At 67.4% G+C, this 17,968-nt stretch carries 16 protein-coding genes; 12 read left to right on the forward strand and 4 right to left on the reverse strand.

Annotated elements, in window-relative coordinates; translation table 11 throughout:
- Nucleotides 1–576: hypothetical protein (locus A5760_RS13310; protein ID WP_064881592.1), on the reverse strand; the 576-nt coding region annotated here is incomplete at its 3' end.
- A 306-nt stretch (nucleotides 577–882) separates the two neighbouring features.
- On the opposite strand from A5760_RS13310, the gene arc reads away from it, so the two are divergent.
- Nucleotides 883–2,712, forward strand: a complete 1,830-nt coding sequence (gene arc, locus A5760_RS13315) for a proteasome ATPase (RefSeq protein WP_064881594.1) — start codon at nucleotides 883–885, stop codon at nucleotides 2,710–2,712.
- Nucleotides 2,713–2,801: 89 nt separating this feature from the next.
- Here the strand turns inward: arc and A5760_RS13320 are convergent, their stop codons facing one another.
- Nucleotides 2,802–3,446 carry a hypothetical protein gene (locus A5760_RS13320; protein ID WP_064881433.1) on the reverse strand — a complete coding sequence of 215 codons (645 nt, stop codon included), beginning with the start codon at nucleotides 3,444–3,446 and terminating at the stop codon, nucleotides 2,802–2,804.
- A gap of 9 nt (nucleotides 3,447–3,455) precedes the next feature.
- Nucleotides 3,456–4,637 (reverse strand): hypothetical protein, encoded by a 1,182-nt coding sequence (locus A5760_RS13325; protein WP_082279456.1) that lies wholly within the window; start codon nucleotides 4,635–4,637, stop codon nucleotides 3,456–3,458.
- Nucleotides 4,638–4,822: 185 nt separating this feature from the next.
- Between A5760_RS13325 and dop the strand changes: the two genes are divergently transcribed.
- From dop to A5760_RS13380, 11 genes are all read left to right on the forward strand, one after another.
- Nucleotides 4,823–6,331, forward strand: coding sequence for a pup deamidase/depupylase (gene dop, locus A5760_RS13330; RefSeq protein ID WP_064881435.1), 1,509 nt, complete (start codon nucleotides 4,823–4,825; stop codon nucleotides 6,329–6,331).
- Nucleotides 6,332–6,449: 118 nt separating this feature from the next.
- Entirely contained in the window at nucleotides 6,450–6,644 is a 195-nt protein-coding gene (locus tag A5760_RS13335) for a ubiquitin-like protein Pup (RefSeq protein WP_044488417.1), read from the forward strand.
- Nucleotides 6,641–7,531 (forward strand): proteasome subunit beta, encoded by an 891-nt coding sequence (gene prcB / locus A5760_RS13340; RefSeq protein ID WP_064881437.1) that lies wholly within the window; start codon nucleotides 6,641–6,643, stop codon nucleotides 7,529–7,531. The genes A5760_RS13335 and prcB overlap by 4 nt, the downstream gene beginning before the upstream one ends.
- Complete coding sequence (prcA, locus tag A5760_RS13345; protein ID WP_064881440.1) at nucleotides 7,528–8,298, forward strand: proteasome subunit alpha; 771 nt, start codon at nucleotides 7,528–7,530, stop codon at nucleotides 8,296–8,298. The genes prcB and prcA overlap by 4 nt, the downstream gene beginning before the upstream one ends.
- Before the next feature lie 221 nt (nucleotides 8,299–8,519).
- On the forward strand, nucleotides 8,520–9,878 hold the full coding sequence (gene pafA / locus A5760_RS13350; RefSeq protein ID WP_155764321.1) for a Pup--protein ligase: 1,359 nt from the start codon (nucleotides 8,520–8,522) through the stop codon (nucleotides 9,876–9,878).
- A gap of 97 nt (nucleotides 9,879–9,975) precedes the next feature.
- Nucleotides 9,976–11,013: a helix-turn-helix transcriptional regulator gene (locus A5760_RS13355; protein ID WP_064881444.1), complete on the forward strand. Its 1,038-nt coding sequence runs from the start codon at nucleotides 9,976–9,978 to the stop codon at nucleotides 11,011–11,013.
- On the forward strand, nucleotides 11,010–11,981 hold the full coding sequence (locus tag A5760_RS13360; RefSeq protein WP_064881446.1) for a helix-turn-helix transcriptional regulator: 972 nt from the start codon (nucleotides 11,010–11,012) through the stop codon (nucleotides 11,979–11,981). The genes A5760_RS13355 and A5760_RS13360 overlap by 4 nt, the downstream gene beginning before the upstream one ends.
- Before the next feature lie 96 nt (nucleotides 11,982–12,077).
- The gene (tatA, locus tag A5760_RS13365) at nucleotides 12,078–12,356 is read left to right on the forward strand and encodes a Sec-independent protein translocase subunit TatA (protein WP_064881448.1); all 279 of its coding nucleotides are present in this window, start codon (nucleotides 12,078–12,080) and stop codon (nucleotides 12,354–12,356) included.
- Nucleotides 12,357–12,400: 44 nt separating this feature from the next.
- A complete protein-coding gene (gene tatC / locus A5760_RS13370; protein ID WP_155764322.1) occupies nucleotides 12,401–13,357 on the forward strand; it encodes a twin-arginine translocase subunit TatC in 957 nt (318 codons plus the stop codon).
- A gap of 19 nt (nucleotides 13,358–13,376) precedes the next feature.
- Nucleotides 13,377–16,133, forward strand: a complete 2,757-nt coding sequence (locus A5760_RS13375) for a DEAD/DEAH box helicase (RefSeq protein WP_064881452.1) — start codon at nucleotides 13,377–13,379, stop codon at nucleotides 16,131–16,133.
- Between the two features lie 66 nt (nucleotides 16,134–16,199).
- Complete coding sequence (locus A5760_RS13380) at nucleotides 16,200–16,964, forward strand: DUF4333 domain-containing protein (RefSeq protein WP_064881454.1); 765 nt, start codon at nucleotides 16,200–16,202, stop codon at nucleotides 16,962–16,964.
- Nucleotides 16,965–16,976: 12 nt separating this feature from the next.
- On the opposite strand, the gene A5760_RS13385 is transcribed toward A5760_RS13380, so the two are convergent.
- Nucleotides 16,977–17,942, reverse strand: coding sequence for a 5'-3' exonuclease (locus A5760_RS13385; protein ID WP_064881456.1), 966 nt, complete (start codon nucleotides 17,940–17,942; stop codon nucleotides 16,977–16,979).
- Between the last annotated feature and the right edge of the window lie 26 nt (nucleotides 17,943–17,968).

Genomic DNA, 17,968 nt, shown 5'->3' on the forward strand with positions numbered 1-17,968 from the left:
TGGGCTCGGAGATGTGTATAAGAGACAGCCCGGGGGAGGCGCGGGGGCCCCCGAAGTCGGAGCCGCCGGCGACTTCCCCAGGGCCAGCAGCATTTCGGCGGTATGCCGCGACAGCTGCCAACCGCCCTGGAAGGGGGTGAACTCCATCGGGAAGGTGAAGTTGGAATTGTTGGCCTGTGCGGTGTGCACGGCGATGCTGGTCTTCACGTTCGACGGGTTCTTGTCCGACCACGCGATGTCGTTCGCGTTGAAGGTCATGGGCAGATAGCCGTTGTCGCGCAAGGCGTTGGTGAACTTGTCCAGGATGGGCGCGCTCTCCGGCGTCGCGCCCTCCACAAGATTCACCTTGCTGGCGCCCGGAACGTTCGGGTCGGTGAGTCGGGCGAGCACGTCGGTGAGCGCTTCGGGTGGCGGCAGGGGAGTCGTGACCGGCGCAGCAACCTGGCTCGACGAGGCGGGCGGCAGCGAAGAGACGGCCGACGAATCACTCTTCGGGTGCGGCGACGAACACGCCGCGAGCCCGACTGCCGCCACGGCGGTGGCGGCGCTCAGCGCTACTAACAGTGGCCGGTGCATCCAGTCGGTCGGCCGGCTAGGCGGCTCTGGCCGCTTCGCGAAGGATGGTTGTCGCTAAGGTCGGGCCGATGGGTGCAATCGAAGTCACACCCGCGGCGGGGGCTACGACGGCGACGCGGGTCGAGCCTGTGGCGAGGCTTTTTGCGGTCACGGCGGCCCTTTCGATCATCACGATTAGTGGCCGAGATTACCAGCGTGACGAAAATCTTAACTTTTCGTGGGTATTTGACTACGCACATCAATCGGCAATCGCCGGTAGCTTTGAAGTATCCGCCGCGCCAATTCGGTGTGGGAAAGGAGCGCAACATGGGTAGCTCAGAGCGTTCTGACGCTTTCGGACCTCTTCACGAATCAGACATGTCCAGCGGCGACGAGGCCGAGTTGGAGCAACTACGCCGCGAGGCAGCGCTGTTGCGCGAGCAACTCGAGCACGCCGCCGGCTCGCATGGCGGCGCCCGCTCCGCGCGCGATGTGCATCAGCTGGAAGCGCGAATCGACTCGCTTGCGTCGCGGAACTCCAAGTTGATGGAGACCCTCAAAGAGGCCCGCCAGCAACTGCTGGCGCTGCGTGAGGAAGTCGATCGGCTGGGGCAGCCGCCCAGCGGTTACGGCGTCCTGCTGGCCGCCCACGAGGACGACACCGTCGACGTCTTCACCTCCGGTCGCAAGATGCGGCTGACCTGCTCGCCGAATATCGAAGTCCCGTTGCTGCGCAAGGGTCAGACGGTCCGCCTCAACGAGGCACTCACCGTCGTCGAGGCCGGCACGTACGAGTCGGTCGGCGAGATTTCCACGTTGCGTGAACTGCTCGCCGACGGGCACCGCGCCCTTGTCGTCGGACACGCCGACGAGGAACGCATCGTGTGGTTGGCCGAGCCGCTGGTCGCCGAGAACCTGCCGGAAGGGCATCCCGACGCGCTCAACGACGACACCCGGCCGCGCAAGCTGCGGCCGGGCGATTCATTGTTGGTCGACACCAAGGCCGGTTACGCCTTCGAGCGCATCCCCAAGGCCGAGGTCGAGGACCTGGTGCTGGAGGAGGTGCCCGATGTCAGCTACCTGGACATCGGTGGCCTGACTCGCCAGATCGAGCAGATCCGCGACGCCGTGGAGCTGCCGTTCCTGCACAAGGAGCTATACCGCGAGTACGCGCTGCGTCCGCCCAAAGGTGTGCTGCTCTACGGCCCGCCCGGTTGCGGTAAGACGCTGATCGCCAAAGCCGTGGCCAACTCGTTGGCCAAGAAGATGGCCGAGGTGCGCGGCGACGACGCCCGCGAAGCCAAGTCCTACTTCTTGAACATCAAGGGTCCCGAGCTGCTCAACAAGTTCGTCGGCGAGACCGAGCGGCACATCCGGCTGATCTTCCAGCGCGCCCGGGAAAAGGCGTCGGAAGGCACACCGGTGATCGTGTTCTTCGACGAGATGGACTCGATCTTCCGCACCCGCGGCACCGGCGTGTCCTCGGACGTCGAGACGACGGTGGTTCCTCAGCTGCTCAGTGAGATCGACGGTGTGGAGGGACTCGAGAACGTCATCGTGATCGGCGCCTCCAACCGTGAGGACATGATCGACCCCGCGATCCTGCGGCCCGGCCGTCTCGACGTGAAGATCAAGATCGAGCGGCCCGATGCCGAAGCGGCGCAGGACATCTTCTCGAAGTACCTGACCGAGAACCTGCCGGTGCACGCCGACGACATCGCCGAGTTCGACGGCGACCGTTCGGCCTGCATCAGGGCGATGATCGAAAAGGTCGTCGAGCGGATGTACGCCGAGATCGACGACAACCGGTTCCTGGAGGTCACCTACGCCAATGGTGACAAGGAAGTCATGTACTTCAAGGACTTCAACTCTGGGGCGATGATCCAGAACGTCGTCGACCGTGCCAAGAAGAACGCGATCAAGTCGGTGCTGGAGACCGGTCAGCGGGGTCTGCGCATCCAGCATCTGCTCGACTCGATCGTCGACGAATTCGCCGAGAACGAGGACCTGCCCAACACCACCAACCCCGATGACTGGGCACGGATCTCGGGTAAGAAGGGCGAGCGGATCGTTTACATCCGCACCCTGGTCACCGGCAAGAGCTCGAGCGCGTCGCGGGCCATCGACACCGAATCCAACCTGGGTCAGTACCTGTAGGGATCGGCAACTTCTAGCGCGACATATAAGCCACGCACACGACACGCCGAGGCGGGTGTGCGTGGCTTATATCTCGGCATCGCCGACGGTCAGTCGGTGACCAGCGAATAGCTGTTGGTCAGATTGTCCTGCAGCACTTGGGCCGGCCGCTGCGTGGTGTCCAGGCGCAATTCGTCGGTGAGCACCCGAGGTTGATAGGCCCACCCCGCCGGCAGGTCGAGACGATCGCCAAGGCCCGGTAGGTCCGCGCGTGACAGGGCGGCGTCGGCGACCTGGCTCCAGGTCTGCATGATCCAGTGCTGGCTTTGGGGATCGATGAGTTCGTACACCTCTTGGCCGGCGTTGAAGACGAACACCGTGTGACGGCTGACGGTGTTGGGGATGTACGGCGCCGGGTTCATCGAGGACAGCAGCACGGTGGCCTGCTGGATCATTTCGATCCCACCAAAGGATTTCGTGATCTGCGGCCCCCGGGCTTGTTTTTCGATGGCGTTCATCAGCCAATACCGGGGACCGTTCAGCAGGGCAGCGGCCGCCCCGTGTTCGGTGGCGATGGCGTGCGCGTCCAGCGCCGACCACAGCTCTTGGGGACAGTCGTTGAGCGGGAAGCTGTTGTACACCGTTGCCTGCGGACCCGCCTCGCCCGGCGTTACGAGGAGTACCTCGCCGTAGCGCTTTCCGGACAGGTCGAGTGCGTGCTTACCGACGGATTGGCCGGATTCAGGGGCGGACACAGGGTGAAATTAGTCACTGGTGTCGGCGCCGTCAACACGACAGGCGGTGACCCCGGCGGCGCCGTGGTAGCGATTGCGCGCCGCCAAAGTCGTGTCCAGGTCGTCTATCAGCGGGTCGAGGAACGTGGACCGGTATTCCGCGTCGCCGGCCGCGCGGGCGCTGATGTACATGAACGTCAGCGCGCCGAGGAACAGCGTCATGTGGATCAGCGAGTCGGGCACCGGCAGCGTGAATCCGAGCACCGTCGCACTGCTCTTGTATGTGTGGGTCCACTCGTTGAGCAGTTCGGGGCTGAGCACGATGAGCCCCAGAATCAAGTAGATCGCGGTGGTCACCACCGCCACCACCAGGATCTGCGCCAGCTGAGAGACCGCCAGAACAAAAACGACGTTGAGGCGCTCCGACTTCTTCAACGGTGCGCCGGCGGCGGCGTTGGGCAACGTGGCGAACGGTGTGCCCGCGAGCTTTTCGGGTTCGTCGCACCGCGCCGTCGCCAATTTCAGCATCGGCCTGACGCGCTCTCGCGTGGCCGAGCTGACGAATGCCGCGGCGATGGTGACCAGGAACGCCATGGCCAGTGCCAGCCGGTTGCCGCTGATGGTCGCGGCCATCAGCCAGACGTAGGTGTTGAAGAACACCAACGCGGTCAGCAGCACGACCGGCAAGGCCCGAACGGCCAAGGCGCCCACGGTCGCAAGGTGCGACAGCATCATCCGCACCGCCCAGCCGATGACCGATCCGATTCCGCTGCCGGTCAGGATCAGCACGGCCACAACGACGACGGCCTCCTGTACGACGTCGCCTACGGCGACTCCAACGCACGCCACGGCCAGCACCGACGACGTCGCTATCGCGGTGCGTGCCTTGCGGCTTCGCGATCGCGAGGTCAGCCAGCCGACGGCCGCCGTCAACGGCAAGGCCAGCGCGAGCAGAGCCAGCACGGCCAATTCCGAAGTTGTCGGCTCGCCGCTGATCTCGACGTCGTGGCCGCCGGTGGTCAGATAGACCGCCAGGATGCAGGCCTGCAGCGCTGCGTACGCGGCAAGCATCGGCGCCGACCGCGGCCAGAGCCGCCGCCATCGCGCACGCCGGGTGAGTACGGACGGCAAACCGCGCTCCAAAAACCAGCTTTCGGCCGCGGCGCTCGGCTCGGCCCGGCGGCTCGGAGCGCGGCCGCGAAGTAGCTCCATGCCGGCTCACCCTACGGCCGGCATGTCGCCCGTGGTGCCCTTATCGGAAGGGTTGCCGGACTGGCATTTTCCCGACATCGGCGGCCCCGCTCAACGGCCTGCCCCGTCGCGGCTGCGCCGCTGGGAGGTACCCCCACTCCGCCCCGCCGCACGGGCCGCCTCGTCAACCGGCCTACGCTTAGGTCATGCAACGAATCATCGGGACGGAGGTTGAATACGGCATTTCATCGCCATCGGACCCGACGGCCAACCCGATCCTCACGTCGACACAGGCGGTTTTGGCTTACGCGGCCGCGGCGGGCATTCAGCGCGCCAAGCGCACCCGCTGGGACTACGAGGTGGAATCGCCGTTGCGGGATGCCCGCGGCTTCGACCTGAGCCGTTCGGCCGGCCCACCCCCGGTGGTCGATGCCGACGAGGTCGGCGCGGCCAACATGATCCTGACCAACGGCGCGCGACTGTACGTCGACCACGCGCACCCCGAATACTCCGCGCCCGAGTGCACCGACCCGCTCGACGCGGTGATCTGGGACAAGGCCGGCGAGCGTGTGATGGAGGCCGCCGCCCGCCACGTCGCCAGCGTGCCCGGGGCCGCGAAATTGCAGCTCTACAAGAACAACGTCGACGGCAAGGGCGCCTCCTACGGGTCGCACGAGAACTATCTGATGTCGCGGCAGACCCCGTTTTCGGCAATCATCGCCGGGCTGACCCCCTTTCTGGTCTCCCGGCAGGTGGTCACCGGTTCCGGACGGGTCGGCATCGGGCCGTCCGGCGACGAGCCCGGGTTTCAGCTGTCCCAGCGCTCGGACTACATCGAGGTCGAGGTCGGCCTCGAGACCACGCTCAAGCGCGGCATCATCAACACCCGCGACGAACCGCACGCCGACGCCGACCGGTATCGCCGGCTGCACGTCATCATCGGCGACGCCAACCTCGCCGAAACGTCGACCTACCTGAAGCTGGGCACCACCGCCCTGGTGCTGGACCTGATCGAAGAGGGCCCGGCGCACGGCATCGATCTGAGCGATCTCGCGCTGGCCCGGCCGGTGCACGCGGTCCACGCGATCAGCCGTGACCCGTCGCTGCGCGTCGCCGTGGCCATGGCGGACGGCCGGGAACTGACTGCTCTTGCGCTGCAACGGGTTTACCTCGATCGGGTAGCCAAACTGGTCGACGGTCGCGACCCCGACCCGCGGGCGGCCGACGTAGTGGAAACCTGGGCGCACGTGCTCGACCAACTCGAGCGCGATCCGATGGAATGCGCCGAAATCCTGGACTGGCCGGCCAAGTTGCGCCTGCTCGAAGGGTTCCGGCAGCGCGAAAACCTGAGCTGGTCGGCGCCGCGGCTGCATCTGGTCGACCTGCAATATTCCGACGTCCGGCTGGACAAGGGCCTGTACAACCGGCTGGTCGCGCGCGGCTCGATGAAGCGCCTGGTGACCGAACACCAGGTGCTCGAAGCGGTGGACAAACCGCCGACGGACACCCGCGCGTACTTCCGGGGTGAATGCCTGCGCAGGTTCGGCGCCGACATCGCCGCGGCCAGCTGGGACTCGGTGATTTTCGATCTCGGTGGTGACTCCCTGGTCCGCATTCCGACGCTGGAACCGCTGCGCGGCAGCAAGGCGCACGTCGGGGCGCTGCTGGACTCGGTGAACAGCGCCGCCGAACTGGTGGAACAACTCACCAGCTAGGTACCGGTTCACCGCGGGAACGTCGGGGTTGACCGGTAGGCTAGGAAAGACCAACGGGCAGTGTGGCTTGATCGGTGAATAAGCCATTCAGATGGCCCACACAACGCAGGAGGCGGCGATGGCTCAGGAGCAGACCAAGCGTGGCGGTGGTGGCGACGACGAAGACGACATCGCCAGCAGCACCGCCGCGGGCCAAGAGCGCCGGGAGAAGCTAGCCGAGGACACCGACGATCTGCTCGACGAGATCGACGACGTCCTCGAGGAGAACGCTGAGGACTTCGTTCGCGCGTATGTCCAAAAGGGCGGACAGTGACCTGGCCTTTCTCTAATCGCCTGTCCACCAATTCCGCACTCCCCGGCTCCGCATTCTCAAGAGACCCCGCTATAGACCTCTCGTCATTTGCTGAGCTGCTGCGACGCCAGGCGCCGGAATTGCTGCCGGCAAGCCTGTCCGGCACGCAATCGGATGCCGCCACGGGGCAGCTGCCGCACGGCACCACCATCGTCGCGCTGAAATACCCCGGCGGCGTCGTGCTCGCCGGCGACCGGCGTTCGACGCAGGGCAACATGATCGCCGGGCGCGACGTCAAGAAGGTGTACATCACCGACGACTACACCGCCACCGGTATCGCGGGTACGGCCGCCATCGCCGTCGAGTTCGCCCGCCTTTATGCGGTGGAACTCGAGCACTACGAAAAGCTCGAAGGCGTGCCGCTCACGTTCGCCGGCAAGGTGAACCGGCTGGCGATCATGGTGCGCGGAAACCTGGCGGCCGCGATGCAGGGTCTGATCGCGTTGCCGTTGCTGGTGGGCTACGACATCGATGCGGCCGATCCCGAAGGCGCCGGCCGCATCGTGTCTTTTGACGCCGCCGGCGGCTGGAACCTGGAAGAGGAGGGCTATCAGTCGGTGGGATCGGGCTCGATTTTCGCCAAGTCGTCGATGAAGAAGTTGTACTCGCAGGTGACCGACGCCGATTCCGCGGTGCGCGTCGCCATCGAGGCGCTCTATGACGCGGCTGATGACGACTCCGCCACCGGCGGACCGGATCTGGTACGCGGGATCTATCCCACGGCGGTCACCATCGGCGCCGAGGGGGCACTTGACGTGCCGGAGGCACGCATCGCCGAGTTGGCCCGCGAAGTCATCCAAAGCCGTTCGCGCGCTGACACTTTCGGCCCCGATAGTGGTGAGAAGTGAGCTTCCCGTATTTCATCTCGCCTGAGCAGGCGATGCGCGAGCGCAGCGAGCTCGCGCGTAAAGGCATCGCGCGCGGCAAGAGCGTGGTCGCGCTGGTTTATGCCGGCGGTGTGGTTTTTGTCGCGGAGAACCCGTCGCGGTCGTTGCAGAAGATCAGCGAACTCTACGACCGCGTGGGCTTTGCCGCCGCGGGCAAGTTCAACGAATTCGACAATTTGCGCCGTGGCGGAATTCAATTCGCCGACACCCGCGGCTACGCCTACGACCGTCGCGACGTCACGGGCCGCCAGCTGGCCTATGTTTACGCGCAGACGCTGGGCAGCATCTTCACCGAGCAGGCCAAGCCCTACGAGGTGGAATTGTGCGTCGCCGAGGTCGCGCACTACGGCGAAAGCAAACCGCCTGAGCTGTACCGGATTACCTATGACGGATCGATCGCCGACGAGCCGCATTTCGTGGTGATGGGGGGTACCACCGAACCGATCGTCACGGCGCTCAAGGAGTCGTACGCCGAGGATGCCGATCTGCGTGAGGCCATGCGGATCGCGGTGAAAGCGTTGCGGGCCGGCAGCGAAGCCTCGAATGGTGACCAGTCCACCCTCGACGTGGCTAGCCTGGAAGTCGCGATATTGGATGTCAACCGCCCGCGACGGGCGTTCCGGCGGATCAATCGCGCCACCCTGGAGAATTTGCTGCGCGAGCTGGATTCCAACGGCTCGGGGGGCGACGGCGAACCGTCGGACGCTGACGGCGACTCCTCCGACTAGACACGACTTGCCCGTGACGGCGACGCTCACTCGCCGGTGCTGATGGGACTGGTGGTTCGGAAGGTGCCGGTGAGCTAGCTCATAGCCAGGGCGTCGGTGCGGGCGGACAGGTGGTTCCGTGCGCCCCGCGCTGCCACCCCACGGGTCGACGACGAACTTCGTCAAACTGATACGCGCGGCTTGCTCACCGTCCCGGTCGGACAGCAAGTACCCTCGATTACGTGCAGCGACGAATCATGGGCATCGAGACCGAGTTCGGCGTGACGTGCACGTTTCATGGCCACCGCCGGCTCAGCCCGGATGAAGTCGCCCGCTACCTGTTCCGTCGCGTCGTGTCCTGGGGCCGCAGCTCCAACGTCTTCCTGCGTAACGGCGCCCGCCTGTATCTCGATGTGGGTAGCCACCCCGAGTACGCCACCGCCGAGTGCGACAGTCTGATACAGCTGGTCACCCACGACCGCGCCGGGGAATGGGTGCTGGAGGACCTGCTGGTCGACGCCGAGCAGCGGCTCGCCGACGAGGGCATCGGCGGTGACATCTACCTGTTCAAGAACAACACCGATTCGGCGGGCAACTCCTACGGGTGCCACGAGAACTACCTGATCGTGCGGGCCGGCGAGTTCTCCCGGATCTCCGACGTGCTGCTGCCATTCCTGGTCACCCGCCAGCTGATCTGCGGGGCCGGCAAGGTGCTGCAGACCCCCAAGGCCGCGACGTTCTGCCTTTCCCAACGCGCCGAGCACATTTGGGAGGGCGTCTCCTCGGCCACCACCCGCAGCCGGCCGATCATCAACACCCGCGACGAGCCGCACGCCGACGCCGAGAAGTACCGGCGCCTGCACGTGATCGTCGGCGACTCCAACATGTGCGAGACCACCACCATGCTCAAGGTAGGCACGGCGGCGCTGGTGTTGGAGATGATCGAAGCCGGCGTCCCGTTCCGGGACTTCTCGCTGGACAACCCCATCCGCGCCATCCGCGAGGTCAGCCACGACGTCACCGGCCGTCGTCCCGTGCGGCTGGCGGGCGGCCGTCAGGCCAGCGCGCTGGACATCCAGCGCGAGTACTACAGCCGGGCCGTCGAGCACCTGCAGACCCGAGAGCCCAACGCGCAGATCGAGCAGATCGTCGACCTGTGGGGCCGCCAGCTCGACGCGGTCGAGAGCCAGGACTTCGCCAAGGTCGACACCGAGATCGACTGGGTGATCAAGCGCAAGCTCTTCCAGCGCTACCAGGACCGATACAGCATGGAACTGTCCGACCCGAAGATCGCCCAGTTGGACCTCGCCTACCACGACATCAAGCGCGGGCGCGGCGTCTTCGATCTGCTACAGCGCAAGGGGCTGGCCGCGCGCGTCACCACCGACGAGGAGATCGCCGAGGCCGTCGACAACCCGCCGCAGACCACCCGGGCGCGGCTGCGCGGCGAGTTCATCAGCGCGGCCCAGGCCGCCGGCCGGGACTTCACCGTCGACTGGGTGCACCTCAAGCTCAACGACCAGGCCCAACGCACCGTGCTGTGCAAGGACCCCTTCCGGGCGGTCGACGAGCGGGTCAAGCGACTGATCGCGAGCATGTAGCCGCACGTCGGCTCGGCGCCACACTGGTGGCAGGGAATCGCGCGACGCGAGCGGCCGCGGAAGCGCCGGACGAGGTCCATCGAATAATCTGGAGCCAATGGCGACGTCAAAAGTCGAGCGGCTGGTCAATCTGGTCATCGCCCTGCTGTCCACCCGCGGCTACATCTCGGCGGAGAAAATCAGGTCGAGCGTGGCGGGTTACTCCGACAGCGCCAGCGCCGAGGCGTTCTCGCGCATGTTCGAGCGGGACAAGAACGAGCTGCGCGACCTGGGCATCCCGCTCGAGGTCGGCCGGGCGTCGGCGTGGGACCCCACCGAGGGCTACCGGATCAACCGCGACGCCTACTCGCTCGCGCCGGTCGACCTGACCCCCGACGAGGCGGCCGCGGTGGCCGTTGCGACGCAGCTGTGGGAGTCACCCGAACTCATCACCGCGACCCAGGGCGCGCTGCTCAAACTGCGCGCGGCCGGCGTCGACGTCGATCCGGACGCGCCGGTCGCCATCGCGTCGCCGGCCGGCGTGCCGGGCCTGCGTGGCTCGGAGGAAGTCCTCGGAATCCTGTTGTCCGCCATCGATTCCCGCCAGGCCGTGCAGTTTCCGCACCGGCCGTCCCGGGCCGAGCCGTACGCCACCCGCACGGTCGAGCCCTGGGGTGTGGTCACCGAGAAGGGCCGATGGTACCTGGTGGGCCACGACCGCGACCGCGACGCGACCCGCACCTTCCGGCTCTCCCGGATCGGCCCGGACGTCACGCCGATCGGCCCGCCGGGCGCCGTCACCGTGCCGAAAGACGTTGACCTGCGCAAGATCGTGGCCCAGACCGTCACCGACGTGTCGGCGCCGAGCATCGGACAGGCCCGGGTATGGGTGGCCGACGGGCGGGCCACCGCGCTCCGGCGCGCCGGCAGGCCCGTCGACGCGCGCCAACTCGGCGGTCGCGACGGCGAGGTGATCGAACTCGACATCAGGTCCGCCGACCAGCTGGCACGTGACATCGCCAGCTACGGAGCCGACGCCCTGGTGCTCGACCCGCAATCGCTGCGCAACGACGTGCTGGCCCGGCTGCGCGCGCATGCGGGCGCGGACACCGTCGGTGCGGGGCAACAGCCCGGGCGCGGGGGAGTGTCCGCATGACACCCATCTCCACCCGCCTGATCCGGCTGCTCAACATGGTGCCGTATTTCCAGGCCAATCCGCGGGTCACCCGAGCCAAGGCCGCCGCCGACCTCGGGGTATCGGCCAAGCAGCTGGAAGAGGACCTCAACCAGCTGTGGATGTGCGGTCTGCCCGGCTATTTCCCGGGTGACCTCATCGATTTTCAATTCTCCGGGGACACCATCGAGGTGACGTTCTCCGCGGGCATCGACCGCCCGCTCAAGCTCACCTCGCCGGAGGCCACCGGACTGCTGGTGGCGTTGCGTGCGCTGGCCGACATTCCCGGCGTCGTCGACCCCGAAGCCGCGCGCAGCGCCATCGCCAAGATCGAGGACGCCGCGGGAGCTCTCGGGCACGACGCCACCCATGCGGCGTCGGCCGTCGACGAACCGGCGCCGGTGGAGAACCGCGCCGCCGCCGCGGTGCGCGCCGCCGTCCAGTCCAGGCACGCGCTGGCCATCGACTACTACTCCGCCTCGCACGACACCCTGACCAGCCGCGTCGTCGACCCCATCCGAGTGCTGCTGATCGGCGGCCAGAGCTATCTGGAGGGCTGGTCGCGCGAGGCCGAAGGCGTCCGGTTGTTCCGTTTCGACCGGATCGTGGACGCCAGCGAGCTCGACGAGCCGGCCGCGCCGCCCGAGCCGGCGCTGCACGCCCCGCCGGACACCTCGCTCTTCGACGGCGACCCGTCGCTGCCGTCGGCCAAGCTGCGGGTGGCACCCGCGGCATCCTGGATGTTCGAGTACTACCCCATGCGCGACGTGCGCGAATTGCCGGATGGATCCTGCGAGGCGGTGATGACCTACGCCTCCGAGGATTGGATGACGCGGCTGGTGCTGGGCTTCGGGGCCGACGTGCAGGTGCTGCAGCCCGCGTCCCTGGCGCAGCGGGTGCGGGACGCCGCCGCGGCCGCCGTGACGTCCTACCAAGCCTTGAGCTCATAAAAGCCCAGGCGACATGGTTCACCGCGGCGCGGCGCGGGCCCGCCGCCACATGGCGCTACTGCGGTAGCATCGGGTCAACGTCTGGAGGTAATCAAAGTGGGCAGTCTTAGTCCGTGGCACTGGGCGATCCTCGCGGTCGTGGTGATATTGCTGTTCGGTGCCAAGAAGCTCCCCGATGCGGCGCGTTCGTTGGGTAAGTCGATGCGGATCTTCAAGTCCGAGCTCCGCGAAATGCAGACGGAGAACAAAGCGGAGACGTCGGCCCTGGGAACCCAGGGCGAGGCCTCCGCGGCGAACCCCACTCCCGTGCAGTCGCAGCGGGTCGACGCGCCGGCGCCCAGCGAGCAGGGGCACAGCGAAGCACGTCCGGCGTAGCCGCCATCATCGTCGCGCTGCCCGAGCGCCACTGACCGAGCATCGTGAGAGTCTTCAAGGTTTCAGCGCGCACTTCCGGCCTGCTGAGGCGCCTCAACCCCCGTAACCGGCGCAGCCGAACCAATCCGGATGCGACCATGTCGCTGGTCGACCATCTGACGGAGCTGCGCGCCCGGCTGCTGATCTCCCTGGCCGCCATCCTGGTGACCACGATCTTCGGGTTCGTCTGGTACTCGCATTCGATCTTCGGGCTGGAAAGCCTGGGCGAGTGGCTGCGGCATCCCTACTGTTCGCTGCCGCAGTCGGCGCGCGCGGAGATCAGCCCGGGCGGCCAATGCCGGCTGCTGGCCACCGCGCCGTTCGACCAGTTCATGCTGCGACTCAAGGTCGGGCTGACGGCCGGGGTGGTGCTGGCCTGCCCGGTGTGGTTCTACCAGCTGTGGGCGTTCATCACGCCCGGCCTGTACCAGAAGGAACGCCGCTTCGCGGTCGCGTTCGTGATCCCCGCCGTGGCGCTGTTCGTCGTCGGCGCGGTGCTGGCCTACTTCGTGCTGGCCAAGGCGCTGGGTTTCCTGTTGACCGTCGGCAGCGACGTCCAGGTGACCGCGCTGTCCGGCGACCGGTATTTCGGCTTCCTGATCAACCTGCTGGTGGTCTTCGGCGTCAGCTTCGAATTCCCGCTGCTCATCGTCATGCTCAACACCATCGGCGTGCTGCCCTACGAGCGGCTCAAGGCGTGGCGGCGCGGCCTGATCTTCGGGATGTTCGCGTTCGCGGCGGTCTTCACCCCCGGGTCCGATCCGTTTTCGATGACCGCGCTCGGGTTGGCGCTGTCCGTGCTCTTGGAGTTGGCCATCCAGATCTCCCGGCTGCACGACAGACGGAAGGCCAAACGTGAAGCCCAGGCCGTGATTCCCGACGACGAAGCATCGGTCATCGAACCGCCCACCGCGATACCGGAGCCGTCGTTCACCGCCGGGCAACACGACGATGTCACCTGATCCGTCGCCGCCCCCTGACGTGGCGGAACTGGTGGAGCTCACCCGGTTCACCGCCGAATTGCCCTTCGCGCTCGACGGCTTTCAGCGGCGGGCGTGCGCGGCCCTCGAACGAGGCCACGGCGTGCTGGTCTGCGCGCCCACCGGTGCCGGCAAGACGGTGGTCGGCGAATTCGCCGTGCACCTGGCGCTGGCGTCCGGCGGCAAGTGCTTCTACACCACGCCGCTGAAAGCGCTGAGCAACCAGAAGCACACCGACCTCACGGCGCGCTACGGCCGTGACCGCATCGGCCTGCTCACCGGAGACATGTCGGTGAACGCCGATGCGCCGGTGGTGGTCATGACGACCGAAGTGCTGCGCAATATGCTCTACGCGGATTCGCCCGCGCTACATGGGCTTTCGTATGTAGTGATGGACGAGGTGCATTTCCTCGCCGACCGGATGCGCGGCCCGGTGTGGGAGGAGGTGATCCTGCACCTGCCCGATGAGGTGCGGGTGGTCAGCCTCTCGGCGACGGTCAGCAACGCCGAGGAATTCGGCGGCTGGATCCAGACCGTGCGCGGCGACACGACTGTCGTGGTCGACGAGCACCGGCCGGTGCCGCTGTGGCAACACGTGTTGGTGGGCAAGCGTCTGCTGGATCTGTTCGATTACGACAACGAGAAACCCGCCGCGGATCGTCAGCCGCGCGTCAATCCCGAACTGCTGCGCCATATTTCGCACCGCCGCGAGGCGGACCGCATGACGGATTGGCAACCCCGGCGCCGTGGCACCGGGCGGCCGTCGCGTCCGCGCTTCTACCGGACTCCGTCGCGGCCGGACGTGATCGCCAGCCTGGACTCCGAGGGGCTGCTGCCGGCGATCACGTTCGTGTTCTCCCGGGCCGGTTGCGACGCCGCCGTCCAGCAGTGCCTGCGCTCGCCCCTGCAGTTGACCACCCAGGAGGAGCGCGCACAGATCGCCGAGGTGATCGAGCACCGGTGCGGCGATCTCGCCGACGCCGACCTCGGCGTGCTCGGCTACTACGAATGGCGCGAGGGGCTGCTGCGCGGTCTGGCGGCCCACCACGCGGGCATGCTGCCCGTCTTCCGTCACACGGTCGAGGAGCTGTTCACCGCCGGGCTGGTCAGGGCCGTGTTCGCCACCGAGACGTTGGCGCTCGGCATCAACATGCCAGCCCGCACGGTGGTGCTCGAGCGGCTGGTGAAGTTCAACGGCGAGCAGCACGTGCCGCTGACACCGGGGGAGTACACGCAGCTCACCGGCCGCGCCGGGCGGCGCGGCATCGACGTCGAGGGTCACGCGGTGGTGCTGTGGAATCCAACGGAGGAAACCACCGAGCCGTCCGCGGTGGCGGGGCTCGCCTCCACTCGCACCTTCCCGCTGCGCAGCTCGTTCGCCCCGTCGTACAACATGACGATCAACCTGGTCCAGCAGATGGGTCCCGAGCAGGCGCACCGGTTGCTGGAGCAGTCATTCGCGCAGTATCAGGCCGACCGCTCCGTGGTCGGGCTGGTCCGCGGCATCGAGCGCGGTACCGCGATGCTCGACGAGATCGCCGGGGAGCTCGACGGGCCCAAGGCCCCGATCCTCGAATACGCACGGATGCGGGCACGGATCAGCGAGATGGAGCGCGCGCAGTCGCGCGCGTCCCGGCTGCAGCGACGGCAGGCCGCGAGCGACGCGCTGGCCGCACTGCGCCGCGGCGACATCATCAACATCACCCATGGCCGGCGCGGTGGTCTGGCCGTGGTGCTGGAATCCGCCCGCGACAGCTCCGACCCGCGACCGTTGGTGCTCACCGAAAACCGCTGGGCGGGAAGGATTTCGACGGCCGATTACTCGGGTGCGTCCGCACCGGTCGGTTCGATGTCACTGCCCAAGCGGGTCGAACACCGTCAGCCGCGGGTCCGTCGCGATCTGGCGTCGGCGCTGCGATCGGCCGTCGCCGGGTTGACCGTCCCGGCCCGGCGCCGCGGGGGGCGCGGGGACTCCGATGGCGAATTCCACGATCCCGAGTTGGCGTCGTTGCGTGAACAACTGCGCCGGCACCCGTCGCACAACACGCCCGGCCTGGAGGCACAGGTGCGGCAGGCCGAGCGCTATCTGCGAATCGAACGCGACAACGCGCAATTGGAGAAAAAGGTTGCGGCGGCCACTAATTCGCTGGCCCGAACCTTCGACCGGATCGTCGGGTTGCTCACCGAGCGCGGCTTCATCGAAGGGCGCGACGGCGACCCGCGCGTCACCGACGACGGCCGGTTGCTGGCACGTATCTACAGCGAAAGCGATCTGCTGGTGGCCGAATGCCTGCGCACCGGCGCGTGGTCGGGGTTGAAGCCGGCCGAGCTGGCGGCGGTGGTCTCGACGGTGCTCTACGAAACCCGGGGTGGGGAGGGGCCCGGCGCGGGCTTCGCGGCCGACGCGCCCACCCAACAAGTGCGGCAGGCGCTGCAGCAGACGTCGCGGCTGTCGATGGCGCTGCGTGCCGATGAGCAAACGCACCGCATCGCCCCGAGCCGCGAACCCGACGACGGCTTCGTCAACGTCATCTACCGCTGGGCCAGGACCGGAGATCTGGCCGCGGCGCTGGCGGCCGCCGACCCGGCCGGCACCGGATCACCCCTTCTCGCGGGGGATTTCGTGCGCTGGTGCCGGCAGGCGCTCGACCTGCTGGACCAGGTCCGCAACGCCGCTCCGGACGCGGAGTTACGGGCCACCGCCAAGCGGGCCATCAATGACATTCGGCGCGGCGTCGTCGCAGTTGACGCCGGGTAGGCTAGGCCGGAGCTACCGTTAAGCGCCGAATAGTTCATGCCAAGACACAAGGGCTGAGGGAGAAAGATGAGCGGACCGCAGGGATCGGACCAGCAGTGGCAACCGCCTGGTCAGGGTCAAGGTAGCGATCACTCGTCGGACCCGACTCAGGTCGCACCAACCTGGAACGAGCAGTCGAACCAGGAGACGTCGTGGCAGGCCCCGGCCTACACGCCGCCCGCCGACTACCCCCACTACCAGCAGCCGGCCGAGCAGGCGTACCCGCAGCAGTACCCCCAGCAGCAGCCGGGCTACGGGCAGCCCGGTCAGTACGGTCAGCCGGGTCAGTATGGCCAGCCGGGCCAGTACCCGCAGCCGGGTCAGTATGGCCAGCCGGGCCAGTACCCGCAGCCGGGCCAGTATGGCCAGCCGGGCCAGTACCCGCCGCCTGGTCAGTACGGTCAGCCGGGCCAGTACCCGCAGCAGTACCCCGGCTACGAGCAGCCCGGCAAGAAGCGACCGGTCGGACTGATCGCCGGCGTGGGCGGCGCGATCGCCTTCCTGCTCATCGCGGTGGTGCTGGTGCTCGGCTTCTGGCAGCCCGGATTCTTCGTCACCACCAAGCTGGACGTCAACAAGGCGCAGGCCGGGGTCCAGCAGGTCCTCAGCGACGAAACCAATGGCTACGGTGCGAAGAACGTCCAGAACGTCAAGTGCAACCACGGCCAGAACCCCACCGTCAAGAAGGGCGCCACGTTCGACTGCGACGTCAGCATCGACGGCGCGCCCAAGCACGTGACGGTGACCTTCCAGGACAGCAAGGGCACCTACGAGGTCGGCCGGCCGCAGTAGCCGTCGGCCACGTCAGTTCGGCAGCGCGTCCAGGGCTTTCTGCAGGCGGGTGATCGACGAGCCGACACCCAGCTCCGTCGCCAGTTCGGCGGTGCGTTGCGGATCGGCGGCGACCAGCGGTAGTTCGTCGTCGGGCGTCGAGAAGGTGACGGGCGCGTCGGTGGCCACCCGCACCACCTTCCCGGCCGCCTCGATGTAATCCAGCGCGCCCAGCAGCTTCGCGCGCACACCCTTGGCCATCTTCGACTTCGGGTCGTGGGCGGCGGCCAGGATCTGCTCCAACGAGCCGTGCTGGGCCAGCAGGGTGGCCGCGGTCTTCTCGCCGACGCCCGGGACCCCCGGCAGGCCGTCGGACGGATCGCCGCGCAGCAGGGCGAGCTCGGCGTAGGCGGGGCCGGCCCTATCCACCGGCACGCCATAGTGTTCGGCTACCTCGTCGGGCCCGAACAGAGTGGCCTTGCTCAGTCCGCGGCCGAGGTAGAGCACGCGGACGGGGACGGGATCGTCCGACACCACCTGCAGCAGGTCGCGGTCACCGCTGACCACCACCACCGGATCCTTGCGTTCCTGTGCCGCCAAGGTGCCGAGCACGTCGTCGGCCTCGAAACCCCCCGCCCCGGCGGTCGGAATTCCGAACGCGTCCAGGAGCTCGGCGATCATGTCGATCTGGGGCGTCAGGTCGTCCGGGACTTCCTCGATGTCAGGCTCGTCCCGCGGCTCTTCCTCGGCCACCCGGTGGGCTTTGTAGGACGGGACGAGATCCACCCGGAACTGGGGCCGCCAATCGAGGTCCAGGCAGACGGCCAGCCGGCGGGGCCGCTGCTGGTTGATCACCACGGCTACGGAGTCGATGAATCCCCGGACGGCGTTGACGGGCCGGCCGTCGGGTGCGGTGATCGAGGACGGCACCCCGAAATAGGAGCGGAACCACATGCTGGCGCCGTCGAGCAACACGAGCGGTGATTGGAGCGCTGGCATGCCGGTTATGGTCTCACGCCGCCGCG

Source organism: Mycobacterium colombiense (assembly GCF_001665835.1).
Classification (GTDB): Bacteria; Actinomycetota; Actinomycetes; order Mycobacteriales; family Mycobacteriaceae; genus Mycobacterium; species Mycobacterium colombiense_A.